We start from the raw sequence: 26,912 nt of genomic DNA, 5'->3' as shown, positions 1-26,912 counted from the left end.
GATGCCCATTAGGAACTGGGGCATTATTTTAAACCAGTTTTTGACTATATTTGAAAAAAGGGTCCGGCTTTAATCAAGCCAAACCCTCGATTTATAACTTACACACTTCTCGGGATAGTGTCTTTTATTATGCCATTGGAGTGATTCAGGTGAGGGAAACCAATTAGCCTTTTGAGGCAGTCTTATTTGTTTTCCATTAAATTGGGATAGGGAAAACATGGTTTTATTTTCTGTTACAGTAGGTGAAATCCTTACTATGTAATCTTGGTTTATTGTAATCAAACCCCTGTCGAAGGCTCTGTGGAGGTTCGGCGATAGTGAAATTCCATTAGGGATAGTGTCATCGTTTGAAATACTGAAAGGAATAATATGGCAAGCATCAATCATTTGAGTTCCTAAAGTAGATTGAATTTTCATCCCAGAAATACAGCAGCTGTAATCATATATTTTTGGTATCGTTTTTTTGAATAATCCGCCTCTAATAAATAGTTCTTCCTCATATTCGTCATCTCCCAATGCACCTCTTAGTTCTTTTAAATGGTTCTGATATTCCGTTTTGTCTTCATGTAGAATTTGGTTTTCAATTTTTAATGTTTCAGCGTAAATTCCAGCTTCGATATCGGTATAATCAAGCCTTGTGTGCTTGAAGTATTTTTGGATAATTATCTGTTCCAAAATATTTCGAGATTCAGTTTCAGATAACAATTGAAGTAGTTCTTTGTCTATTTCAGCGAAAGAAATCGATTCCTTTAAACTTTTGAAGCTTTTTATGCTTTTTGATTTTGTTACTGCGACAGTAATTCCTGATTTTATAGCTAGGCGCCAAAACGGTTCGCTTCGCATATGAAAAAAAGGAAGCGCAAAATTCGATACATGAACTGTATTTACAGCAAGATTCCAAATATTTTTGAACTCTAAAACAAGTTCAGGTGTTATAAAAATTCGGTTGAAAAGAATGTCTTTCTTTTTGATGAGCTGAATTATTGCTAACAATAAAACAGGTTTATGAGGAGCTCTTCCCAAGCCTTTGTTGTAACCTCTGTTAAGGGTTTCAAAAAAGTGAATGTATTTGTTTAATGATTCATTCATTGGGAACTTATGGAGCTAGTTTAGACGATTTTGATTACCCTTCATTTTTTTTTTTTTATATTCAGATGTTATAAGTCAGACTAAACAGCTAATTCATTCCCCGAAGGATCTAAAAAATGAAACCGTCTGCCACCTGGAAACGAGAAAATATCTTTTCAAATCGTTCCGTTGGAAGAAATAATCCTGCTTTTTATAGCGTCAAGATTTTTATGGTCGGTTTTCTCTAAGCCGCCTTCAAGACCACTGTTTGAAAAAGCAATGTAAGTGGGGCCGTAATCGGTAAATGCCCAGCCAAATGCTTCAGAATAAAATTGTTTGGTTTGCTCTAAATTATAGGCTTTGAGTTCAATGTAATTGATGTGGCTATTTTTAGGCATAAAACGTATAACAAATAGTTCTTAAAAACACAATCAATCCAACCGTTCGGTGAGTTTTTTAAATACCTTTTTTGGGTTTTTATTTTCATAAAGCACATCGTAAACGGCATCGATAATAGGAGTTTGTGCCTTTTTCTTATTTTTTTGGTTAAGTTGGTAGGCGCTTTTGGTAGCGTAATAGCCTTCGGCCACCATGCTCATTTCCATTTGTGCCGATTTAACGGTGTAACCTTTTCCAATCATATTACCGAACATGCGGTTCCGCGAAAAAACCGAATAGCCCGTAACCAACAAATCGCCCAGATAAGCCGAGTTGTTAATGTTGCGTTTCATTTTATGTACTTTTTTAATGAAACGTTTCATCTCGCGAATGGAGTTGCTCATCAACACACTCTGGAAATTGTCGCCATAACCCAATCCGTGGGCAATCCCGGCGGCAATGGCGTAAATGTTTTTCAGCATAACGGCGTATTCAATGCCGATAATATCGTCGCTGGTTTTGGTGTTGATGTAATCACTGTTTAAACTCTTGGCAATGGCCTTGGCTTTGTCTTCGTCCGAACACGAAATGGTGAGGTACGATAAACGCTCCAACGCTACCTCTTCGGCATGGCAAGGGCCGGCAATAACGGCAATATTATCGTAAGGCACATTATAGGCTTCATGAAAATGTTCGCCTACCAACAAGCCGGTTTCGGGCATAATACCTTTTACGGCAGAGACAATAATTTTATTGGAAATATCTACATTCAGTTTTTCCAGTTCGCTATGGATAAACGCCGAAGGAATTACAAAAATTAAAATATCGGCATATTCGGCCATTTCGTTGATATCGTTACTCAGTTTCAGCTGTTCCAAATGAAACTCCACCGAACTTAAATAATTGGGGTTGTGCTGTTCTCTCAACAAATGTTCCTTGGTGTAAACACTTCGCATGTACCAACCAATTTCATCTAAATTTTCGCAAAGCATTTTTACAATGGCCGTAGCCCAGCTGCCTGCCCCAAAAACCGCATATTTTAAAGGTTTATCCATAAAAAATAAAATCTTTTCTCTTCAAAAATACGCAAAATATCACGCTTTTTTAAGATTGCAAAACAATAGCCAAGGGTTTTTTGGCACGCGTTTTGAAACCCATTAACAGAATCCCTAAAAATGTTTGATTATGAAGACCATAAAAATACTTTTCAGCGTTGCCTTATTTGCTACATTATTTACGTCCTGCTATAGTGAAGTTATAGTAGAAGAACGGGTAATAGTAGATGATTTTGAAGAACCCGGAATTTCAATAAACCAATTATTGGGCGCTTACGAATTGTGGTATGTTGATATTAACGCTACCAAAGGTTACGGTACAACGCCATTTCTGCAAAAGGCTTTTACCATTTCGTTTAGAAACGGTATCGTTTATGCAAATAACAATATTGTAGGTTTGGGCGATAGTGGCAACGGTTTTGGTATTGATGTGGGCGAGTATGATGCTTACGAAATGATTTTGGATGTAAATCACGATATTGATGGATTTGAAACTTTTGATGTGTACGAAATAGATAATAATACCATTGAACTTTACAACCCCAATAACGATACTTCGTATTTTTTAGATGGTTACCAGCGCAATAATTTCGATTACGATTTTGTGTTTTATGATAATATACATTATTTCCTTCAGGAATATGAAGCTTGGGAAAAGATCTTTACCAGTAACTACGGAGCGTTAAATGAATTTGATAATGAAAACTACTTGCAGTTTTTGGCCGGAGGCACCGACATCGAGTTTAGAAGCTCGCAAGATGAACCAGGAACTGCTGTGAGTAACCTAATATGGGATTACACGGGTGTTTATGGTGTTGGTGATGTAGCAGGCGATTTCTATCTGAAAACTTTAACATTAGATTATGATTCTTGGGGCAATGAACATTTTGAATTGAGCGTTATTAATGACGGAAAGATTGAGTTGTTCCACCCGGCATCTGAAACGGTATATGAATTTGAAGGCAGGGGGTATATTCAATACCTAAAAACATCAGAAAAGAAGGAGACGCGTTCTGCTCCAAAGAATGAAATGCGTAAGCATAGAAAAGATAAAGTGGACAACCCTAGAGAAAGTAAAAGAGGTTAATAATAAAAATTTTTGGTTGGTTATTTAGTTTAGAAACCGTTTAAAACACTTTGTTTTAGGCGGTTTCTTTTTCTTTTTAACCTTTCGGTTTCAGTATCGCTTTTTAAGGTGATTTAAAGTTGGGGCTAGCTTGGTTTTAATTTAATGTGACTATTTTTTGTTTCGAAAAAGTACCAAACCTTAAAACAAATTTTGGGATTATTTACGTTCATTAAAAATGCAGGCGCAAAAGTATTTGGCATAGGAAAGACCAATGCTGAAGCTGCAGTAAAAGAATTAAAATTAGAAGAAGCCGCTGCCCAAACCCTAGAAGAAACCATCATTAAAAGTAGAACATCTCAATATCGTTATCGACGACAACAAGGCTACGGTTACAGGAGCTGCTTACGATCAAGCTACAAAAGAAAAAGTGGTGTTGGTAATTGGAAACTCAAACGGTATTGGCACTGTTGATGACCAAATGACTGTTGAAAACGTAGAGCCTGAAGCGCAGTTTCATACCGTGGTAAGCGGAGATACCCTAGGAAAAATAGAGCAAAGAAATTTTATGGAAACGCCATGAAATATCCCGTTATTTTTGAAGCAAATAAACCAATGCTTAAAGATTTAGATAAAATTTATCACGGTCAAGTATTGCGAATCCCGGCACTTGACTAGCAAGAACTTAGTTAATAGCGACTAGACATGTTAGTTTTGGCCAGCTCTTTTATGGCCTGGCTTTTTTATCTGTAAAAATTCATTTCGTCTAAGTATTTCCAAACGTGTTGTGGCAACATGGGTTCAACGTTTTTACCAGCTTTTATACTTTTACGGATAAAGGTTGAAGACAGTTCCATAATTGGGGCGTTGATAAAATGGATTTTTTTATGCCCGTGGAATTGGTTTTCTATTCTATTGTCCGAAATTCTCGGATACACATAAAGGTCGTGATTTTTTAGTATAACCTCATAGTTTTTCCATTTATGGAAACTTTTTAGGTTGTCTTCACCCATAATCAATGCAAATTCATGCTGCGGAAACTTTTCGTGCAAATGCGCTAAAGTGTTTACCGTGTAGTTGGGCTGAGGTAAATTAAATTCAATATCGCTGGGTTTTAGGCTGTCGTAATCTTGTGTGGCCAAGTAAACCATTTCCAGACGTTGGTAATTATCTAAAAGAGTGCTTTTCTTTTTAAACGGACTGTGTGGAGTAACCACAAACCAAACTTGATCTAAATCGCTGTGTTCGGCCATGTGGTTGGCAATAACCAAGTGCCCGATATGAATGGGGTTGAATGAACCAAAAAACAAACCAATTTTCAAAACGGGGTGGGTTTTAAGAATTTATAAAATCACTGACTTTTTCGTGGGCTTCTTCTAGAGCGTGGTCCAAATTGTCATTAATAATTATGGTATCGAAAAGGGGGGCGGTGGCCAGCTCGGCAGAGGCCTTGGCTACACGCATATTTATTTTGTCCTCGCTTTCGGTTTTGCGCTTTTTCAACCTTATTTTCAATTCATCCACACTTGGTGGCTTCACGAAAATAGCCAAGGTTTCCTTTGGGAATTTACGTTTTATACGCAGACCACCAGAAACATCAATATCAAAAATAACGTTTTTGCCCAGTGCCCAGATACGCTCCACTTCGGTTTTTAAAGTACCGTAAAAATTATCGCGATACACTTCTTCCCATTCCAAAAATTCATCGTTTTTAATTTTGCTTTTGAATTCTTTGGCCGATAGAAAATAGTAATCTTTACCATGTTCTTCCGTGCCCCGTTTTTCTCTTGAAGTAGCTGAAATGGAAAACTCCAGATTCAAATCTTTCAAGCCCAGCAAGTGCCTAACTATAGTGGTTTTTCCAGAGCCTGAAGGAGCTGAAAATACAATGAGTTTACCTTGTTTTTTATCTTGTCCTGTTGCCAATTTTGTTTTTTTAAAGTACGTTGAGTAACTGTTCCTTTATCTTTTCAAGCTCATCTTTCATTTGTACCACCAATTGTTGCATGGGGGCATAATTGCTTTTTGAACCGATGGTGTTGATTTCGCGGCCCATTTCCTGACTAATGAAACCGAGTTTTTTCCCGTTGGAATCTTTGGAGTTTATCGACTCGGTAAAATAATTAAGGTGGTTTTTTAAGCGCACTTTTTCTTCGGTTATATCGAATTTTTCAATGTAATAAACCAATTCCTGTTCAAATCGGTTTTCGTCGTATTTTTCTTTTAGTTCTTCAACGCCTTTTAGCAATCGTTCACGAACACCTTTTACGCGCTCAGGATCCATGGCGATAACCTGCTCAAGAATGGAGTCGATAGCAATAACTCGTTCATTGAAATCCTGTTCCAGCACTTTGCCTTCGTTTAATCGGTGGTTAATCAAATCTTCAGTGGCATTGTCAACGGCTGTTTCAATAGCCTGCCATTCGTTTTCGTCAATTTCTTCGCGAACGGTATTCAATGCATCGGGGAATCTGATAGCCATTTTTAAAAGATCTAGTTCGTTTGCATCCACAACTTCTTTTAATTGAGCCATATATTGTTTAACGGCAGGTGTGTTGATTTGCGACGAAGTATCTTCTGCAGTGGCTTCAACATATATTGAAAAATCGATTTTGCCACGCACCAACTTGTTGGCGAGTTTTTTCCGAATGGTCAATTCTTTTTCTCTGTAAACGGAAGGCATTCGCGCATTCAAGTCTAAATTTTTGCTGTTAAGCGATTTTAACTCAATGGTTATTTTTTTTGTGGGGAGTTGCAATACAGATTTTCCATAACCTGTCATCGAATAGATCATAATCGCATTTTTAAAGATGCACAAAGGTAATAAAACTAAAGAATTGAAGGATTCCAAACGCTTTTAAATGCTTAAAGTTTTAAATGTAATTTAGTTTATATAACCTTTAAGGCTATTTACATGGGTGGGTAAAAACTTAGCAACTTTTTTTATTGGGACTTAAATGAAAGTTATTGAATATGTATTTAGTTCTATGCTTTGAAACTTTTAATGTATTCACTTGGTGTTTGACCAAATTGCCTTTTAAAACATGTTCTAAAATATTTGATATCAGAAAAACCAACCATAAAAACAACTTCTGTAATGGAATATTGCCCTGAAACAATAAGTGTTGCGGCACGTTTTATTCGAATAGTCCTAATAAATTCTGAGGTTGATTGGCCTGTAATGGACTTTATTTTTTTATGAAGTGCAGATCGACTCATGCTCATATCTATTGAGAATTTCTCAACTGTGTAATCTGAATTGTCTATATTTTTGTCAATAAACTGGTAGGATTTTTTTAAAAAGTTTTTGTCCAATTTATTGGACAATTCTTTCCAGCTGGAAGGTGTGGATTTTGTTTTGAATTTTTCTGCCCATTGCTGTTTCGTTCTTAAAATGTTGTTTACCCTAAGCCTTAGGATTTCCATATTAAAGGGTTTTAAAATAAATTCATCTGCGCCGGCCTCTAGGCCTTCTTTCTCATTTTCCAATCCTAATCTAGCCGTAAGAATTATTACAGGAATATGGCTTGTACTGATGTCGTTTTTAATGATTTTACACATTTCTGCACCATTCATAACAGGCATCATTAAATCTGATATTATGATATCTGGACTCATTTTTAAAGCAAGGTTTAGCCCTTCTTGCCCATTTTTAGCTTTTATTACCTTGTAGTGTTTTTCAAAGTAATTTGATAAATAGTTTCTCAGGTCGATGTTGTCTTCAACCACAAGTAATGTTGGCGTTTCTTTAGGGTGTTCAATCTTTTTTGGGGGGTCTTGGGCGGGGATCAAATCACTCTTAAAATCTTTTACTTCATTTTTAACAAAGCTAAAGTTGTACTGATTTGGTTGGGTCTCCAGCATTGAGCTATCTTCGTATTCTTGTTTGGATATGGGAATTGAAACCGTGCATGTAGTGCCTTTGCCCACAATGCTATCTATGGTAATACTTCCTTTATGGATTTCGACCAGTCGTTTCGTGTAAGCCAAACCTAGACCAGAACCTGTTTGTAAGGAATTGCTTTCTTTTTTAACTTGATAGAATCTATCGAAAACACTTGGCAAATCTTCAGTTTCTATACCAACACCCTGGTCAACTACTTTTATAACAGCACAAACACTGCCATTTGTGTTTTCTTTTTCTAAAATTAGTTCAATACTTCTGCCTGTTGGTGTAAACTTGAAAGCATTTGATAATAAATTATAGACCACTTTTTCTATTTTGTCGTTATCAAACCATCCTTCAATAGATTTTTCACTGGTTTTAAACTTAAAGTTTATTTGTCTTTCTGATGCAATTTCTCCGAATGCATTATAAATTTCAGTCAAGAAACTCACAAAATCGCCTTCTTCTACGATTAAATTCACATTTCCTGATTCTACACTTCTAAAATCCAGTAATTGATTGATTAGCTTTAATAGACGTGTTGAATTTTTATACATTATAGCATTTAAGCGCTGTAAATACTTAGTATCACTGCTTCCTTCCATGATTTGCTGAAGCGGCCCTATTATAAGGGTAAGAGGTGTTCTTAATTCATGAGAAATATTAGTGAAAAACCTTAATTTCATTTGGTTCATTTCTTGGGATTTTTCATGTAGCGCGCTTTCCAGTTTTATTTGGTTTTTCAGTTTTATTTGGTTCCACCTTACTTTATTAACTATAAAAATTAATATGCCAAAAACGAATAAAAAAAAGATGATTGCAATTGTTGTTAGGTACCAAGGTGGCGTAATTGTTATCATGACTTCTTTAGGAACATCGCTCCAAACTGAGGCGCTATTTGAGCCGTACACTTTAAAAACATAATCTCCAGGAGGTACATTGGTATAAGAGGCAAATTTACGTTCTTGTCCAATTGTAGTTTGCGACTTTTCTTCAAAACCTTCTAAAACAAACCTATATCTGTTTTTTTGGGGATTAGAATAATGCATGCTCGAAAAAGCTAATTCAAAAGAATTTAAATGATAAGGTAGCACAATTTTTTCGATGTCATTAATTCCTTTGTTTAAAATGATTTTACCGTCTATTTCTTCACCTACGCTTATAGACTTATTGAAGAGTTTAAAATCTGTAAAGGTTACTTGTGGTTTTTGGGAGTTAAAGGTTAAATTATCTGGGTAAAAAAAAGTGAATCCGCCTACGCCTCCTGCGAGCATCATTCCGGAGGAGGTAAATTCCATGGCATTATCTGCAAATTGATTAACATTAAAACCATCTTTTTTTTCAAAATATATAATTTTCCCTGTGCTAGGGTTTAGTTTGGAAATTTGCCTGGTATGTATGGACCATATATTCCCGTTAAAATCCTCCCTTATTTGATAAATAACATCACTAGGTAAGCCATTTTCAACTGTATAATGAGTGAATTTGTAATCATTTTTATTAGAATAGCTTAAGCGATTTAGACCGCCTCCATATGTGCCAATGTATAAGTCCCCATTTTTTGCTTGATGAATGTCCACTATATGGTTATTGCTTAAAGTGTTCGAATCTCCAGGGTCACTATAAAATTTTTCGAAAGTTACTTCACCAGTTGAAGAACGATTTAATCTATTCAGTCCATTAACAGTACCTATCCATATAACCCCTTGGTTGTCTTCTAAAATATCCCTTACATTATTGCTTGATAGGCTTGTAGAATCCTTTCTGAAAGCATTATAATTAACAGTATAATAAGAATTGGTTTGTTTATTAAAGCTCATTTTTATCAAACCTTTTTCCCATGGACCGAACCAAATATTTCCTTTACGATCTTCTTCTATTGCAAAAACTCGACTATTGATTGTATTTCCTAAATTATCTTTCACATTGTCAATTTCCTTGATTTTATAAGCTTGTGATGATTCGTTGTATTCAATCTTGAAAAGGCCATTTAGAGCACCTAACCATATAGAGCCTTCCCTGTCACTGAACAATCGTTTAATTTCATGGAAAAAAGGGTCTTTGTTTATTTTTATACCTCTAATCGAGTCTAAATAAATTATAGGAAAATCTGTTTTTTGGGATATGTTGCCTCTTAACAAGTCTTTGTCTAGAGCAGTAATAGTGCCATCTTGTGTTCCAAACCAAAAATTCCCTTTTTCGTCTTCACAGATTGTGACTACCTCAGATTTAAACAACCGTGAGGAATACTCGCTACTTAAATATTCTGTTGAATTGTAAAAAAAATGACTTTCTAAATCCATTTTAAAAAGACCATTTGTTAAGGCGCATAACCACAATACATTGGAGTTGTCTATAAAAATCTTTTGAAAGTCTTGATTATCTATAATGTTTTTCAATTGTTTGTCTTCTGATAAATTTTTAATCTCTCCAGATTCGATGTTACAATTAAGAAGTAGCCTATTTCCCGCAATCCATATTCTACCTTCTTTATCTCCAGACATATTAATTAGCCGTTGTTCTTTAAATTGGTTAGGGGAAATACTTGTTTTAAGTTCAATTTTTTTAGACTCAGTAACTTTTAAACTGTCATTTAGTTTTATTTTTAAAAGTTCAAGATCATCGTTTATAACCCACAAGGTGTTTTTGGGATATTCTATAAAATCAAGCACTACATTATTGCTTTTGCACAAAGAATTTGTAAAATTGGTAGAATTTAGAGATAGTTTTGGTGCAGAGCCATTTTTCTCAAAATCTATTTGGTGCACCTTGACATCATTTGTAGGTGTTAAGAGCCAAAATTTACCATTTGATGAAGGTTTGATGTTTGTAATATCGAGTTTTACCCCACTATGTTTGTTCAAAAAGAAATCATATTTTAGTTTTCCTTTGTTGTCTATTTCAAAAAACTTAACTCCATCAAAATAATTTACAAATAAAATACCCGAATCTGACTGATATATCCTGTTTTTGCCTGTGAAATCTGGACTATCGCCATCCTTAAAGTAAGTGTCTATTTTTCCTGTATCTGGATTTATTCTATTGAGACCCGCTATTGTGCCTACCCATATATAGCCATCTTTATCTTCAAACAATTTAAAGGTAACACTACTGCTTAAACCCTTATCGTCTAATCCATAGTCATATAACTTCATGGAATAACCATCGTACTTATTAACTCCATTTAGGGTGCCAAACCATAAATAGCCGTTTCTATCTTGAATGATACTTGTAACTCTATTGTGTGATAAGCCTTCTTCCACTCCAGTTTGCTGCATTCGCCATTGGGAAAACAAGGCCATATGGATGAGAAAAAAAACACTAGCTAAATGAGTTTTTTTTGCAGTTATAATCATTTATCTTGTAATAAAAACCTTGGTTTAATGTTTTACATTATCTAAGTTTAAGGAACTTCTAGATTTCATTGTTAGCATACAAATACCTTATAGCCCACTCTATATTTAAAAATATTGAGTAAATCTGTAAATTCAAAATTTGTAAAAACGGAATTTTCAATTTAAATGATGATACGCCAACTAATATACCTTAAGCTTTGTATTCGGCCATGTATGTGTATTAGGTTTTAGTAAAGTTAAGGGTTTTAAAATAAACAGGAATATTTTTTTGTTAGGGATACATAAGCTTGTTGCAAATAGGGAATTGTTAATGCGTAATGAAATAGGAAAATAGTAATTTGCTGAAAATTTATATTAAGAAAACGGACTAGCTTGTTTTGTGTTACAGTTCTTAACTATGATAATTAATTATTTTGTCTCTATTCAAAATACCTCTAGAATCCATAGTAGTTTTGATTGAGCGCATTAATTGAATCTCTTCATTTGAACGACAAAATTTTAGATACGTTTTTTTATGAGATCCTATGCCGTGTTCGGCAGATACTGAGCCTCCTAGGTCTGTTAATGGGGCGTAAATAATTTTATTAATTTTATCTGTTAGGTCTTGACTATTATTGGTTTTACTGATTAGAAAATGAATGTTGCCATCGGCCACGTGCCCATGTGCAAAAAAGTTTTCTACTTCAGGTATTTTGTTTAAAATGTCAAAAATAGAATCTACATAGGTGCCTATTTCAGAAATGGGAAGGCTAATATCAAAGTTTTGTACATTGTTACATTGGTCTACTAAAATATCTACATCTTCACGGATTCTCCAGAACAACTCGGTGTGCTTCACTGATTGCGATACGGCAGCATCTAAAATTAGTTCATCTATTAAAGCTTCTTCTAATAATTCTTCTAATTTTTGCTGGTCTTGTTCTTGATTACTGCCCAAGCCCTCTATAAGTACATAGTATTTGTAACCATAGGGAAGGGGTTTGGGGATATTTGTAGCAGGCGCAGTCATGGCTTTGAAATTGCGTTCCCATAATAATTCATAACCACTTAAAATGCCTGCCAATCCGGCATCTATAAATTTTAAAAAAGCGATTACTTTATTAAAATCGTTCATGGCAACAAAGGCACTGCTTCTGCTTTTTGGTTTTTGCTGAAGTCTTAATACGGCTTTAGTGATTACGCCTAATGTCCCTTCAGAGCCAATAAACAGGTGTTTTAAATCGTATCCTGAATTATCCTTTATGATTTTTTTTAAAGAAGAGATAATAGTCCCATCGGCTAAAACCACCTCAAGTCCTAAAATGAGGTTTCTGGTCATGCCATAACGGAAAACACGAAGTCCGCCAGCATTGGTTGCAATAACGCCACCAATTTGTGCAGACCCTTCTGCGCCAAAGTTAATTGGAAAGAGTAAGTCTTTTTTTTCTACTTCTTGGTGTATGGATTCTAGAATTACTCCAGATTGTACCGTTATTGTTCGGCTGGAAATATCGAATTCTTCTATAGCATTCATTTTTTCCATACATATAACAATCTCATCAGCATTGGTTTCAGTGCTGCCGGCTAGGTTAGTTAACCCTCCATGTACAACAACGGGTTGTTGGTTTTTATGGCAAATGCTTAAAACGTCTGAAACATCTTGGGTGCTTAATGGAAATATTACCGCTTTGGCAAGTAAAGGTTTGTCTGTTTCCCATATATGGGAATATCTTTCTCTAACTTTATCTCCTAGTAGAACTTTATTGCTTCCAAGTTTTTTTTCGATTTCTATTATATGTGCTTCAATCATAATTATGAAACTAATTTATGAATTATTGAGATCCTGCGTTTATAGTATTTTCTCCTAAACCTTCTGATCCGATAGCAAGATATCCTCCATCTACGGCTAGATTAGTACCCGTAATGAAAGAAGCATCGTTACTTAATAAGAAGAGTACGGGTCTTGCGACTTCAATAGCCAGCCCCATACGTCTTAGTATATGAAAACGCCCCCAAATAGGGTCCCATTTTTCTCGGCCACCTCCATCTAGATTTGCGGCTTTATCGGTTTCTTTAGTCCATATCCACCCAGGGTCTACACTATTTACCCGTATTTTATAGGGCGCAAAATCTAGAGCTTGGCATTTGGTTAGTTGGTTTACAGCTCCTTTTGAGGTGTTGTACGTCCAACGGTCTTTTTGAGCTATATGAGCGGAAATACTCGAAATATTTACAATAGCACCACCTCCATATTTTTTCATGTAAGGGTAAACTTCTTGAGCCATTCTTGCATAGGCCAAAGGCCCTACTTTAAAACTTCGCATCCAATCTTCTGTTTTAGCATTCATTCCTGCTGCGGCAAAAGAAAAAGCGTTGTTGACCAAATAATCAATTTTGCCATATTTTTTATTTGTTTCGACTACACAGGCCTTGCAAAATGCTTCGTCTCCCATATCGCCCATTAAAAATGTTGTGTTATAGCCATTTTTGGCATCTTCTTCTTGCTTTATTTTGCCCGATTCGCTAATGTCTGTAAATAGAACTTTACCGCCTTCTTTGCAAAATTCTTCGGTAATAGCACGTCCTAAACCTGAAGCTCCGCCAGTAACAATAGCCACTTTTCCTTCAAATCTTTTCGGAACAAATGCATGGTTGGTTTTATATAATGTGTTATTCATAGTTGTTTAAATTATAAGTTGTAAAAGCGAATGGCGTTAGTCCTAAAAATTTTAGCGCGTTCTTTTTCGTTTAGCCCTTCTGTTAAAAAAACAGCGGTTTTAAACCATTTTGACCAAGATGATGCACGAAGTGCATGGGGCCAGTCGCTTCCCCATATTAGTTTTTCAGGGCCAAAAACGTCAATGACCGTGTCAGAATAAGGTTTTAAGTCATCTATATGCCAATGCTCTAAATTGGCGTTACAAACTAGGTTTGAAAATTTACAGTAGTGAATACCTGAACAAGCAAAAGCTTTTAGGTGTTGTTTCCAGGGTTGGAGCTGGTTTTTTATGATATTTGGGTTGCCGATATGATTTAAGATGAACCGTGTATCCGGACATTTTTCTACAAGTTTTAAAACGGCAGGAAAATGGTTGGGGTTTATTGTTAATTCAAAGTGCAGGTTATTTTTTCCTAAAAGTTTTATGCCCTCTATAAAATCTGGACGCAAACAAAAATTAATGTCCTCTTCAGGTTGAATAAGTTGCCTTACGCCTTTTATTTTTGGGTTTTGGGCAAACTGCTCTAATACTTCTGCCGCAGCGTTCCCAGTGTGTATGGGCGCCCAAGGGATTATGGCAACAAGCCGTTTGTCTTTTTGGGCAAGAGCTTCAACCCATTCTATTTCTTTTAAAAAATGAGAGGGTTTACATTCGGCTTGAACAAAAATCATTTTTTCTACAAGCTGTCCGGCTGTGGCAATATCGTAATCAGGTAATAAAAAAGTTCTGTTTATTTCAGGAAACTGGCTTAACCATGGGTAGTCTAAGTGTTGTATGTCCCAAAGGTGAATATGTGAGTCAATTATTGATAAGTTTTCCATTTCTCTATTGGTGTTAAGCAGTTACCCATTCATTACATAAGTGGAATACCCTAAAAGTGTAAATGCTAGACATAACACTAAAATTCCTGTAACCATAATACGGCGGGGAATTGCTCCTGAGTTTTTCCATTCACCGCCTAATGCGCCTGCTAGGTTTCCAGCCAGAATGGATGCCAGTATCATCATAGGAAATCCAGCATAAGCACCGTAAGGTCCCATGGCATTTGCGCCAATGCCATAAATGATAATGCCACCTGGCCATGCTATACCCATGAAAATGGCTCCCATCCACTCTTTAGAAAAACGACCTTTAGATAAGTTTTTTAGCGTTCCTTTTTTCATCATCATATAAAAACCGTAAAAAGTGTTAATGGAAAAATTAGCTGTAAACACAAGGCTCCAAATTGCAAAACTTGTTGCATAGTCTTGTACCTGCATTTTTGAAGCTTCCTCCGTTATTGGAGTGCCAATAATAAATGCAAAATTAACGGCAGCCGAAAGGATGCCAGAAACTAAACAAAATAAGATGCCAATACGAAATGTTCCAGTTTTTTTATGGTCTTTGGTATTTAAAGCCTCTTCTTTCTTTTGACCAGCAACTGATATTATTACTACACCTATAATCATTACAATAATGGCCAATATTAATATATAGCCACCTGTTGTTAAGAGTTTATGAGGTTCAAATACAGATAGTGGTACAATTGAACCAAAAACGTTAACAAGCCCCATAAGTATTGATACACCTAAAGCCATCCCGAGAGCAGCAATGGCCCGCCCCCAGTATATTCCTCCAATGCCCCATAAAATCCCACACGAAATAACACTGATTAATACTGAATTAGGAATAGCGCTATATAATTCCCATAAATTATCTACAAAAAGATATGACAAAGGCCAGGGCAGTAATAAAAGTGCCAAAAGTGAACCAATGCCCCATATGTTCTCAAACTCCCAAGTTTTTACTTTGGTAACAGGAACAGAGAAAAGGCCTTCTAAAATTCCTCCTAATGCTACGAGTAATATGCCTACAAAAAATGTCATTTTATATATTTAAGTTTGTTAATGGCACATAAACCAGATCTATACTTTTCTGCTATATAGTGGTTTTAATGTTTTACTATTAATAAGTCATTTTATAAATTTTTCCATCTGCTTTAGTTAACATATATATGTCTCCGTTGCAATCTTGGCCTAACCTGAGATCCACACGATTTTTTTTGATAAGTTGTGCGAAATCTGTTTGTTTTTCTTTTAATACGATGTTTAATTTTTTAATGTTTCTTTGTTTCGTTTCAGAAAGATCCGCTATAAAAACGGTGCCAACAGGTATATCTCCAAATATATATTTCCCATTAAAGGGCGGTTTTTGGGCAAAAAAGCCTCCACTAATAGCTACCCCGTCGTCGTGATCGTATTCAATTACGGGATATGTAACTCCGTATTCGTCATCATTTTGTGGTAACGGATACGCTAAACTTTGGTTCCCAAAGGTGTTTAGAACAAAAGCGCCTTCGCGAATGGGCCAGCCATAAAACTTACCGGGTTCTATAAGGTTTACTTCTTCTACTATTTTATGTCCTATATCAGTAGCAAACATTTGTCCTTTTGTGTTCCAGCAAACTCGGTTTGGGTTCCTAAATCCATAAGCCCAAATTTCTTTTTTCTTTTGTTTTGAATTAATAAAAGGATTGTCTGTTGGAATTCCGTATTTACCATTGCCACTATTGTTTCCGCTAGGGTCTATTCTTAAAATAGTACCCCAAACTTGCGACCCCTCGTGCAATGCAACCTCTGGAAAGCCTTGACCCACACTGCCTCCGTCTCCAAGGCTAATGTAGAGCATTCCGTAATCAGATTCATTTTTAGAGCTAGTTGGGTTAAAAGCAATTTCTTGAATGCCATGCATGATGGTTACAAAATCAATGCGCAGCAGTTCTCGAACAGTTCCTTCAAAACTGGTGCTTTTTGGGTCTTTATTTTTCCATTCTTTAACCACCCATTGCATTTTTGTAGGGATACTGTCTGGAAGAAAAAAATCGGCTTTTTTAGTGTCTGGCTTTTCTGAATGAGCGGTGTAAAACAATCCGTTTTCTTCAAAATTAGGATGAAATGCAAAGCTTCCAAACCCGGTGCCTAATCCAGGTTCGTGAACAAAATTTTTGTTGAATTCAGAAATTGATGCATATAATTTAGGCTGGTTGTTATTTAATTCATAAAGTTTGCCTCTCAAATCGTTGATAAAAATCCGCCCAGAATTACCGGCACAATCCAATTTATTTATTCGTGCTAATGTTGGACTTTTTGCAGATGCAGGTACTTGAGCAACAAATTTTATATTTGCATTTATATCAGAATAAACCAGCGTGTCTTCAATCGGGTTATCAATAGGATTTCCTAGATTGGTGTTGCTGGTTGCTTTCTTTTTAGAGTAAGAATTAATATAGCTTATAAGTTCATTAAATTCTTTTTCAGATAAATCTGGAAACCCAGGCATATTTATCTTGTATTTTTCATGCAATGCAAGTGCTCTTTCATCATTTTCAGAAAGCACTAAAGACGGGTTTTTTATGAATTCCTTTATCCACTGCACACTAACTTCTTTTGTAATTCCACTAAGGTTGGGGCCTATGGCGTCTTGATTAAAGTTGTGGCAGTAGCTGCATTTTTGCTCAAATATTACTTTGCCGTTTAGAATGTCTTCATCATCCGTACTTAAGTAACTACTTGTAAGCCCCTGTTTTGACTCTGATCGACAACTGTACAATACAACCGAAAAGAGGATTATACAGAGTAACTTCGCTTTTATTACTGTATTTGTTTTGTTCAACTTTTTTAGGATGATAGTTATATCTCAGATTTAAACTTGTAGCTTCCTGACCCGATTTCATACATCTTATATTCTCCTTCTTGTTTTAAGAACTTTATAAGATTTGAATCTATTTCATTACCAGATTCTAAAACATTATTGCCTTCCTTTGAAGGGATGTAAACGGTTGCGCTGGTGTTTACGGGTATTTCTACTTCTAAATTAAAATAGTGGCCTTCTATGGACCAAGAGGAGGTAATGTTTCCGTTTATAGAAGCGTATTTGCCGCTGGCGTGAGATAGTGACATGTTACCTAATTTAGGTTTTATTATAATATTATTAAAACCGGCGTCTTTGGTTTTTATGCCTGCAATGTCGCTAAACAGAAATTGTGAAAAAGCCCCAAAGGCATAGTGGTTAAAAGAATTCATTTCGGCGTTCATTTCTCCGTTAAAACCATTTTCAGGTGTGTAGCTGTTCCATCTTTCCCAGATTGTAGTGGCGCCATTTTTAATCTGGAAACCCCAGCTAGGATAATCCTTTTTTAATAAAATTTCATAAGCCAAATCAGAGCGCCCAATAGAGGATAGTGCTGGCAATAATTGTCTAATCCCCAAAATACCTGAGGATGGCAGATTATTGTTTTTAGCTAATAAATCCACAAGATGTTTTCCTGCTTTTTCTTTTAGGTTAGGGGGTAATAAATCAAAATAAATGGCTGTTGCGTAAGCCGATTGCGTGTGACCTGTAAAGCCTTTTTCTCCTTCAAAATAGCCTTTTCCGTCTCCGTAAACAGCTTCATCAATTTGAAATTTTCCGTCTTCATCTATATAGTGCTTTATAAATGCGGTAACCGATTCGTTATATAATACCTTATAATAGCTTGCCTTTTCTTGATTACCAATGGCAGCACTCATTTCAGACATAATCTTTAATGCATATTGGTAATGCATAGATGCAAGTATATCATGTGAAAGGTGTTTGTCGGTCATGGACAACCAATCTCCAAAACCACCTATAGGTCTTGCATCTGTAAATGAGTGCTCTGGGTAAAATTTATGTACTTTACTTTTTTCTATATGATAATCCATAAAACGTGTCATAGACTCGTAATGGTTTTCAATAACTTTGGTGTCATTGTAGAATTTGTAAGTGTTGTAAGGCACCATTACACCTGCTTCCATCCACCCTGGAGAATACCAAACCAATTTAGGGTAAGGCCTAGGGGCAAAAACGGCATAGGGTCCGTTATCGTATTGCGCATCACGAAGATCTGCAAACCATTTTCTGTTAAATGCACCTATGTTGGCATTGTATAGTGCAGACCTCGAGAAAATTTGTACGTCGCCCAACCATCCTAAACGTTCATCCCGCTGCGGGCTGTCTGTAGGAACTTCCATAAAATTAGAATGTTGTGTCCATATCACATTTTGGTACATTCTATTTAGTATTTCATCGGATGATGTAAAGGAGCTTTCAAAAGGGATCGAAGACCCAAAGGGTATGCCAGTAATGGTTTCTTTGGTTGGCTTTGTTTTTAACCCTGTAACTTCAACATACTGAAATCCATGATAAGTGAATTTTGGTTCCCAAGTTTCTACACCTTCACCTTTTAAAATGTAAGTGTCTGTAGCACGCGCAAACCTTAAGTTTTCTGTCATTAATTTACCATCGTCATGTAGTCTTTCTCCAAACCGGATAACTATGGTGTCGTTTTTGTTTCCTTGTACTTGTAGTCTTGCGTGCCCTGCAAAGTTTTGCCCTAAATTAAAGATATATGTGCCTTTTTCAGGTTCTGTAATTTCAATGGGTATAATTTCATCATATACTTGTATGCTATTTCCAGGATATGCCTGAATCACACCTTCTGTTCCTTGGTGGATGTAGACAGGCGACCAATTTTTATCGTCATAGTTGTTGGTGTTCCAATTTGTTAACTCTAAATTGGCGTTATATTCAGCTCCCATAAGTAAATCTGCATAAACAAAAGGGCCTTCGTTAGCTTTCCAGTTTTCATCTGAAGTTATAATGTCTTTATCGCCATTATCATATTCAATTTCTAATTGAGATAGTAAACCAGGGTGTAGGCCGTATAATTCTCTGTTTCTTGGTTTTGATAATACTTTTGGGCCAACATAACCGGCATACCAAGCATCGCCTAAAATAGCCCCAATAGTATTTTCGCCTTTCTTTAAATAATCAATAACATTATAGGTTTTGTAATAAATGCGTTTGTTGTAATCGCTCCAACCGGGGGCCAATAAATCGTTTCCTATTTTTTTTCCGTTTAGTGATACTTCAAAAGCGCCAAGAGCAGTTATGTACAGTGTTGCGTTTTTTATGTTAGGTTTTGTGGTGAACGATTTTCTTAAATATGGCGGGGGCGGTAAATGTAAAGTGTCCTTTTTGTTTTTATCTGTTGTTTTGTAACCAATCCATTTAGCCTTCCAGTCAGATTTTTTGAGCAGACCCATAGTCCACATATTTGTTTCGCTCCAGGCCGAGGCCACGTCGTTTTCATCCCAAACCCTAATTTTAAAATAGCAATGTTGGCCAGATTGTAGCGTTTTGCCAGCATAGCGTATCTGTGAGTTTTGTTCAGATATTAATTTGCCAGAATCCCACAGAATGTTTTTATCATTGTCTAGATCTTCTTTTAAACTGGCTACTTTAATTTGGTAGGCGGTTTGTTTTTTGTTTCTACCGTTTGATGTCATAATCCAATTAATGCTTGGATTAGGGTCATCAATACCCCAAGGATTGTCAAAATAATTAACTGTTATCTTGCTGATGGTTATGCTGTTGTCTGTTTTTTTTTCGCACGAATAAAGCAGGATAAGTGATAGAAATATTAATGTGATTTTTTTCATTTGTCTTTTTTTAAATTGAATGTGAAATTTACAAAGGGGTAGTTCTTGGATTAACAAACTTATGGCTAAAATTGGATTTTTGCATCCTGTAGTTTCTGTCAGTATTTGTTTTTTGCGGGTGCTTTTGTGTTGGCAGATGTGAAAAATAGTGGTGTTTTATGAATCTGTTTTGTGGCTTATTTTGAAAACATGTGGGCTGTTTTTTTTAGACCATAAAAGGAAGGGCGTATCAAATCGAATTTATGTTTTTATCTACAAGATTTTATAAAGAGTAAAAATATACTTATATAAAAGTGCAAGTAAACAAGTGGTTTTAGCAAACCTCTAAAGTGGTGATTAAAACCTTTGGTGCATCGTCTTTGGTTTAAATTGGTAAACCCGTTTAAAGGAGAGAGGTGTGTTTGTGTGTTCTTATTTAAAAATAACGAATAGCGAATACATTTGCCCCCCAAATTAAACACATTTGCCCCGTAAAAGTTTGAAATTGCCCCCCCTTGACGAAAACATATCTCCTCAGTTGGGAGGCGGAAACATTGTAATATTGCTATATGCTGCTTTGTGTTGGCATGAAATGGGGTACTATTTCTCATGCTATTATTTACAGGCAATACTTTAACCACTAAACTTTACTGATATGGAAATGACCAGCCTTATTAAAATCGATGATTATTCAAGAGAATCTAAATATGAACAAATTGTAAAATCGATAATCCATAATATTTCTGTTGGAAATTTGGTAATGGATCAAAAAATCCCATCGATTAATAGTTTTAGCGAAAATTTTTATGTGTCTCGAGATACTGTTGAAAAGGCGTATAATATTTTAAAGAAGCGTAATGTGATTTCGTCTGTAAGGGGTAAAGGTTTTTATGTAGCAAAAACACAGCTTATATCAAAGGTTAATATTTTGTTTTTAATAAATAGGTTGAGTGCTGATAAAATGAAAATTTATAATGCCTTTGCGCAAACAATTGGATCAAATGTGCATATTGACCTACATATTTACAATAGCGACGAAACATTGTTTTTAAATTTATTGGAAGAGCGTAAGCTGTCTTATGATTATTATGTGGTAATGCCTCATTTTAAAACAGAGAACAAAGAGCATACAGGAATGACCCCAAGAGTGTCTCATGCTTTGAAAAAAATCCCTGAAAGCAAACTTATTTTAATGGACAACGGTTTAAACTCTTATCAAAATCAGATTATAACGGTATATCAAGATTTTGAAAAAGACATTTACAGTGCCTTAATGGAGGGGTTGCATACATTGTGTAAATACCAAAAAATAACACTGGTGTATCCACAAGAATCTATTTGCCCATACCCACGAAGAATTTTTCATGGCATAAGAAAGTTTTGCAGCATGCACCAATTTGATTTTGAAGTTGTAGATGAAGTGTCTCACGATATGGTTATCGCCAAAGGGGATTTGTTTATTATTATCGAGGAGTCTGAATTGGTTGCTTTTGTTAAACAGGTAAGGGAGAAGGAGTATAAATTAGGAGAAGATATTGGGGTTGTTTCTTATAACGATACCCCCTTAAAAAATCTATTTGGAATTTCAGTGGTATCTACAGATTATGATGTTATGGGAGATATGGCTGCCAAAATGATTTTAAACAAGGAAAGAGGGAATTACAAAGTGCCGTTTAATTTTATCCACAGAGAATCGGCATAAAAACTTGTGTCGTCTTGATGATGTACAGGCTTATAGTAATCAGTATAACGATACTATTTTTGAAGCTAAGAGTGTAACCGCTTAAACGGGCTAGAAACAACAGGATTTTTCTTAATAGAATATTTCTTGCAAAACAATTTAAAACGCCCTTCATTGAGTCTTGTTCCGTAATTATTCAGAGAAGATAATAACCTTTTATTATTAGGGCAACATAGCGTAACAAAGCTAATGTCAATGGGTTTCTTAACAATTATGAGAGTGTAGATTTTTTTGGTCATGGTTCATACAACAGCCAGTAAGTGAATAACTATAGGGGTTGAGCAGATTCGACAGGATGCAATTCTATCTGAAATGATATAGATTTACAAGATACAATTTAAACATTGTGCTAAACCAATTAACTAAAATCAAACAAATTATGAAAAACAAACTAAAAAAAACTAAGAATAAAGTACTGTTCTTGTGCTTTGTTTTAATGTCTCTTGGAATGTATTCTCAAGAGAGTACAGTCAGTGGTAGAGTTACTTCGCAAGATGGTATGCCATTGGCTGGGGTGAATATTATTCAAAAAGGAACAAAAAATGGTCAGGTAACTGATTTTGAAGGTAGTTTTAATATAAAGTTAGTATCTGGTGAACAAGTGCTGGTTTTCTCTTATTTGGGATTTAGCACCAAAGAGATGTCGGTAGCTGGAAAATCTACAGTCAATGTTGTTCTTGAAGAAGACGCAGAAGGGCTTGATGCCGTGGTGGTGGTTGGTTATGGTTCACAAACTAGAGCTGATTTAGTAGGTTCCGTAGGATCTGTAAAAGGAGACGATATTGCTAAAATGCCAGTTCCTACGTTTGATATGGCCCTACAAGGTCGCACAGCAGGGTTAAACATTACCAATACATCTAGCGAACCTGGAGGTGAAGTTACCATTAGAATTAGGGGTAATAACTCTATATTGGGAGATAATTCACCTTTAATTGTTATAGATGGTTATCCAATGCCTACGGGTGGAGAAGCGAGTGCTCGGGGAGCAGGAGAAGGTAACCAAACTTCATCTAACCTTTTAAGTTTTTTGAACCCTGCCGAAATAGAATCTGTTGAGGTTTTAAAAGATGCGTCGTCAACTGCTATTTATGGTTCTCGTGGTGCAAATGGGGTAATAATTGTTACTACAAAAAAAGGGGATTACGAGCAAGCTACTCAAATTAATTTAACAGCAGAAACTGGATTTAGTGATATTAAAGATTTTCCAGAAGTTTTGGATGGACCAACGTATGCTGAATGGAGAAATGAAGTGGCTACTATAAACGGTGCGCCTTTGCTGTTTGATGGGGTTGATAGACCCTTGCCTGAAAATGCAACGACTACAGATTGGTTAGATAGGATTTTGAGAACAGCTATGACCAACAGATATCAACTTACGGCCTCTGGAGGTGGAAACAAGTCAAGATACTTCTTATCGGCTAATTACTTGAAAAATGAAGGAATTGTGAAGTTTACAGATTTTTCTAGAGCAAATATCAGGTTAAATGTAGATAATAACCTTACTGATCGTTTAACTACCAGTACATCTGTCAATTATGTGCGCTCATTGAATAACAGGTCAGGCGAAGGGTCTGGTTCTATTATAAACTCAGGATCTGTTTTTTCAGCCTATAAAAATGCTCCAACAGCAACTCCCGATGATCCTATTGACGAAGGTGACGGCACTAGTAATTTTTTTACGGACCCTTTGGTGGAGCTAAGAGACACAAGGAATGAAACCTATAATGAGAATTTAATTTTAAGTATCTTAACAAGATATAAAATAACAGAAAATTTAACCTTTAACCTTTCAACAGGTACGAATAGTTCAAACAGCCGAAGAGAAGTTTATTTCCCTAAAACAACCAGACAAGGTAGATTACGTAATTCTAGGGCTGTTTATAACGTTAGTAGCAATCGTAATTATTTAATTGAATCTTATTTGTCCTACAACAAAGCGTTTGAGAAAAGTAATTTGGATGTAACAGGCGGTTATTCATACCAAATTGATAACACACGTCGTTTGAATACTATTGTGGACGATTTTCCAATTGATATTTTAGAGACCGATAATGTTGGTTTGGGTTTAAATCCTTTAATACCTACAAGTTCTAGGATCGAAAGAGTTTTATCTTCTTACTACGCTAGATTTAATTATAATTACGATAAAAAATATTACTTATCATTAACAGCTCGAGCAGATGGATCCAGTGTTTTTGCTGAAAATAAAAAATGGGGGTATTTCCCCTCTGTAGGTCTAGGTTGGACTGTATCAAATGAAGATTTTCTAAAAGAATCAGAAACGGTGTCTAATTTGAAGTTAAGAGCTAGTTATGGTATTACAGGTTCTCAATCTATATCGCCATTACAATCTTTAACCCTTTTAGGTACTGCGAATGCTGTATATGGAGATATTCTATATTCAGGTTTAGCTCCTATTAGAATTGGAAACCCAGATTTAGAATGGGAAAAGACAAAGCAGTTTAACATTGGATTGGATTTAGGGTTTTTAAAAAACAGATTTACTGCTTCTGTAGATTATTACAATAAAACTACTGATGATTTATTGTTAAATTTCCCACTTCCAAACTCAGCCGGAATAAACTCTCTTACTGCCAATGCTGGTAGTATTGAAAACAAAGGATTTGAAATTGCGTTAGGAGGTTATATTGTAGACAATAAAGATTTTAAATGGAATACAAGCATTAACTGGAGTAATAATAAAGCAACCGTTTTAAGCCTTGGAGACAATGATGCGGATATATTTGGCCCTGGACCAGCCACAAATATTGTAACAGACCCGACAAACGTTATGCGGGTAGGTGAGCCATTTGGTGCTTTATACGGGCTTAAGGTAATAGGTATACTTCAAGAAAGTGATTTTGATACTTCTGGCACAGCAACAGTTCCAACAAACGGAAACCAAGTTCCTGGCCAATATAAATTCCAAGATATAAGTGGTCCAGAAGGAGTTCCTGATGGTGTTATAAGTGGTTTAGATCGCGGCATTATAGGAGATCCAAATCCAGATTATATTTTCGGTTGGAACAACGATTTTACATATAAAAATTTCACATTAAGTGTGTTTTTACAGGGGTCTATTGGGAATGATGTGATGAATCTCAATAACTCATTTCTAGGTACAGGTAGGATTGTTAACAATGCTTTTAAAGATTGGTATGATAACCGATGGACGCCTGAAAACCCTACAAATGATATCCGATACCCTAATTATACTGGGGGTAATGGAGGTTTTTTCGCACCAAACTCTGCTACTATAGAGGATGCGTCGTACATCAGGTTAAAAAACCTAAGTATAGGATATAATATTCCTGTTGCAAAAATTAAGGCAATAGCATCCGCAAGGGTATATGCCACTGCAACCAATCTTTTTACTATTACAGACTATTCCGGTTTTGATCCAGAAGTTAATATACGTGGCGGTAATAATCTTGCTCAAGGTATAGATTTTGCTTCTTACCCAAGAGCTCAAACGTTTACACTTGGTATAAACATTGGTCTCTAATTAAATGTTTAATTTTAAATAAAATAATAATGAAAAAATTAAAATATATAATTCTACTGGCCGGTCTCGTAGCTTGTTCTAATTTAGAAGAAGAAGTATATTCAGAAATCAGCCCATCAAATTTTTATCAAAATGTAGCTGAGGCCGAAGTGGCAGTGACCTCAATTTATAATTCGTATAACAGAGCTGTTAGCCTCTATGATTTTGGTTTGTCATCATTAACTGTGGTGCCTTCTCCAAAAATGCAATCTAAAATTAGTTGGAGGAGACAATGGGCGAACTATACTACAGATGCTACTGATGCCATTTCTTTACCTCGAGTTTGGAACCCCTTTTATCAAGGTATATTTAGATCTAATGTTCTTATTGCGGAATTAGAAGGGAGACGGTTTGAAAGTGAAGAGGAAACAGCAAGAAAGGAAATAATTGCTGAGGCTAAATTTTTAAGGTCATGGTCTTTTTTCAATCTAATTCAACTTTTTGGTGCCGTTCCAATGCCATTAAAGCCTGCTGTTACGGCCGAAGAGGCACAACTTCCCAGAACACCAATAGCAGAGGTGTACCAGCAAATTATTTTAGATTTACAAGAGGCTGAAACAAACTTGCCTAGCGATAAGAGAGGTGATGCTCAAATAGGGCGACCTATTCAGGCCACAGCAAAGTTCTTACTTGCAAAAGTATATTTAACTATGGCGGGCTTGCCCTTAGAGGATCCAAGTGCTATGGCATTAGCAGAAACTAAATTGGGAGAAGTTCTTGATTTAGAAGATACTGCTCAAGGGTATAAACTATTAGAAAGCTATGAAGAAGCTATTCGGGTAGATAATAACGATGAGCGTATATTTGCTATTCAACAAACACAATCTGTGTCAAGTCAAGGAACTGCTTTTGGACATGTTTGGGGGTCTCGAAATAGGCTTAATAATCCTGGTCTTGGTCAACGACATGGTGGATTTACAAAAGATTTTTATGATTCTTTTGAAGCAACCGATGTGCGTAGAGATGTTACTATGGCATACTCATATGTAGATAGAGAAGGTATTACGCGCACTTTTGCCGATGGTTACTATCCGGAGCGAGAAGGCATATACCAAAACAAGTACGTAGATATTGATCAAAATGCCGTTGATGGTGATCCAGATATGATTGTTTACAGGTATTCTGACGCCCTATTAATGGCTGCTGAAATAGAAAACAGTTTAAATGGTCCAACAGCTAAAGCCTATGGTTATTTAAATAGAGTAAGGTCAAGAGCATTAGCAACTGATGCTCCAGATGGTATGACGCAAGAAGAATTTGCTGAATATATATATGAAGAACGTTATAAAGAACTTTCTTTTGAATTTCAAGAAATCTATGATATTAGAAGGTTAGGTAAAGTAGAAGAAGTTTTAGCACAACACCCAGAAAATGTAACATGGTCTCCAACAAATACAGCATACAATCCAAATTTCAATTTGTGGCCTTTACCAGTAAGTGAAATCAATTCCAATCCTAAAATCCTGGAAAATAATCCGGGATGGTAATTTTTTAAGTTAGTTTAATTATTTAGTGGCAGTATCTCACTAAGTGTGTAAAGTTTAAATATCGAGGGTTGCAACCCTCGATATTTTTTTTTGTTTAATTTTAAATTTTATACACTTATGAAGAAAGAAGATTTTCTGAACGATGATTTTTTA

17 protein-coding genes and 1 pseudogene are annotated in these 26,912 nt (G+C 35.7%); 5 read left to right on the top strand and 13 right to left on the bottom strand.

Features of this window, described 5'->3' with window-relative positions; all coding sequences use genetic code 11:
• Window positions 1-69: 69 nt before the first annotated feature.
• The 3 genes from HC176_RS14930 to HC176_RS14920 all read right to left on the bottom strand — a co-directional run bounded on the left by HC176_RS14930 (window position 70) and on the right by HC176_RS14920 (window position 2,501).
• Entirely contained in the window at window positions 70-1,089 is a 1,020-nt protein-coding gene (locus HC176_RS14930) for an HNH endonuclease (protein WP_167919703.1), read from the bottom strand.
• Between the two features lie 155 nt (window positions 1,090-1,244).
• Complete coding sequence (locus tag HC176_RS14925; protein ID WP_245234911.1) at window positions 1,245-1,466, bottom strand: VOC family protein; 222 nt, start codon at window positions 1,464-1,466, stop codon at window positions 1,245-1,247.
• Window positions 1,467-1,499: 33 nt separating this feature from the next.
• The gene (locus HC176_RS14920; protein WP_167919702.1) at window positions 1,500-2,501 is read right to left on the bottom strand and encodes an NAD(P)H-dependent glycerol-3-phosphate dehydrogenase; all 1,002 of its coding nucleotides are present in this window, start codon (window positions 2,499-2,501) and stop codon (window positions 1,500-1,502) included.
• 130 nt (window positions 2,502-2,631) lie between these two features.
• Between HC176_RS14920 and HC176_RS14915 the strand changes: the two genes are divergently transcribed.
• Together HC176_RS14915 and lysM are read left to right on the top strand one after the other, a co-directional pair.
• Complete coding sequence (locus HC176_RS14915) at window positions 2,632-3,588, top strand: nicotinic acid mononucleotide adenyltransferase (protein WP_167919701.1); 957 nt, start codon at window positions 2,632-2,634, stop codon at window positions 3,586-3,588.
• Between the two features lie 192 nt (window positions 3,589-3,780).
• A pseudogene (lysM, locus tag HC176_RS14910) lies at window positions 3,781-4,245 on the top strand (peptidoglycan-binding protein LysM).
• Between the two features lie 65 nt (window positions 4,246-4,310).
• Here the strand turns inward: lysM and nadD are convergent.
• From nadD to HC176_RS14860, 10 genes are all read right to left on the bottom strand, one after another.
• On the bottom strand, window positions 4,311-4,889 hold the full coding sequence (gene nadD, locus HC176_RS14905; RefSeq protein ID WP_167919700.1) for a nicotinate (nicotinamide) nucleotide adenylyltransferase: 579 nt from the start codon (window positions 4,887-4,889) through the stop codon (window positions 4,311-4,313).
• A gap of 13 nt (window positions 4,890-4,902) precedes the next feature.
• A complete protein-coding gene (gene gmk / locus HC176_RS14900) occupies window positions 4,903-5,493 on the bottom strand; it encodes a guanylate kinase (protein WP_167919699.1) in 591 nt (196 codons plus the stop codon).
• A 10-nt stretch (window positions 5,494-5,503) separates the two neighbouring features.
• Complete coding sequence (locus HC176_RS14895) at window positions 5,504-6,361, bottom strand: YicC/YloC family endoribonuclease (RefSeq protein ID WP_167919697.1); 858 nt, start codon at window positions 6,359-6,361, stop codon at window positions 5,504-5,506.
• 191 nt (window positions 6,362-6,552) lie between these two features.
• On the bottom strand, window positions 6,553-10,731 hold the full coding sequence (locus HC176_RS14890; RefSeq protein ID WP_167919695.1) for a hybrid sensor histidine kinase/response regulator transcription factor: 4,179 nt from the start codon (window positions 10,729-10,731) through the stop codon (window positions 6,553-6,555).
• Window positions 10,732-11,200: 469 nt separating this feature from the next.
• Window positions 11,201-12,598, bottom strand: a complete 1,398-nt coding sequence (locus HC176_RS14885) for an FAD-binding oxidoreductase (RefSeq protein WP_167919693.1) — start codon at window positions 12,596-12,598, stop codon at window positions 11,201-11,203.
• Between the two features lie 22 nt (window positions 12,599-12,620).
• Window positions 12,621-13,466, bottom strand: coding sequence for an SDR family oxidoreductase (locus tag HC176_RS14880; protein WP_167919691.1), 846 nt, complete (start codon window positions 13,464-13,466; stop codon window positions 12,621-12,623).
• 11 nt (window positions 13,467-13,477) lie between these two features.
• Window positions 13,478-14,329 carry an amidohydrolase family protein gene (locus HC176_RS14875; protein WP_167919689.1) on the bottom strand — a complete coding sequence of 284 codons (852 nt, stop codon included), beginning with the start codon at window positions 14,327-14,329 and terminating at the stop codon, window positions 13,478-13,480.
• A gap of 21 nt (window positions 14,330-14,350) precedes the next feature.
• Window positions 14,351-15,373, bottom strand: a complete 1,023-nt coding sequence (locus HC176_RS14870) for an L-rhamnose/proton symporter RhaT (protein ID WP_167919687.1) — start codon at window positions 15,371-15,373, stop codon at window positions 14,351-14,353.
• A 79-nt stretch (window positions 15,374-15,452) separates the two neighbouring features.
• Window positions 15,453-17,159, bottom strand: a complete 1,707-nt coding sequence (locus HC176_RS14865; protein ID WP_209309727.1) for a PQQ-dependent sugar dehydrogenase — start codon at window positions 17,157-17,159, stop codon at window positions 15,453-15,455.
• A gap of 17 nt (window positions 17,160-17,176) precedes the next feature.
• The gene (locus HC176_RS14860; RefSeq protein WP_167919685.1) at window positions 17,177-20,008 is read right to left on the bottom strand and encodes an alpha-L-rhamnosidase; all 2,832 of its coding nucleotides are present in this window, start codon (window positions 20,006-20,008) and stop codon (window positions 17,177-17,179) included.
• 640 nt (window positions 20,009-20,648) lie between these two features.
• Between HC176_RS14860 and HC176_RS14855 the strand changes: the two genes are divergently transcribed.
• The 3 genes from HC176_RS14855 (at window position 20,649) to HC176_RS14845 (ending at window position 26,759) form a co-directional block, all read left to right on the top strand.
• Entirely contained in the window at window positions 20,649-21,689 is a 1,041-nt protein-coding gene (locus HC176_RS14855; RefSeq protein ID WP_167919704.1) for a GntR family transcriptional regulator, read from the top strand.
• Between the two features lie 418 nt (window positions 21,690-22,107).
• Window positions 22,108-25,233: a SusC/RagA family TonB-linked outer membrane protein gene (locus tag HC176_RS14850; RefSeq protein ID WP_167919683.1), complete on the top strand. Its 3,126-nt coding sequence runs from the start codon at window positions 22,108-22,110 to the stop codon at window positions 25,231-25,233.
• Between the two features lie 29 nt (window positions 25,234-25,262).
• Window positions 25,263-26,759, top strand: a complete 1,497-nt coding sequence (locus HC176_RS14845; RefSeq protein ID WP_167919681.1) for a RagB/SusD family nutrient uptake outer membrane protein — start codon at window positions 25,263-25,265, stop codon at window positions 26,757-26,759.
• The last annotated feature ends 153 nt before the right edge of the window (window positions 26,760-26,912 follow it).

The organism is Tamlana crocina (assembly GCF_012037625.1).
This window is presented reverse-complemented; position numbering and strand designations above follow the sequence as displayed.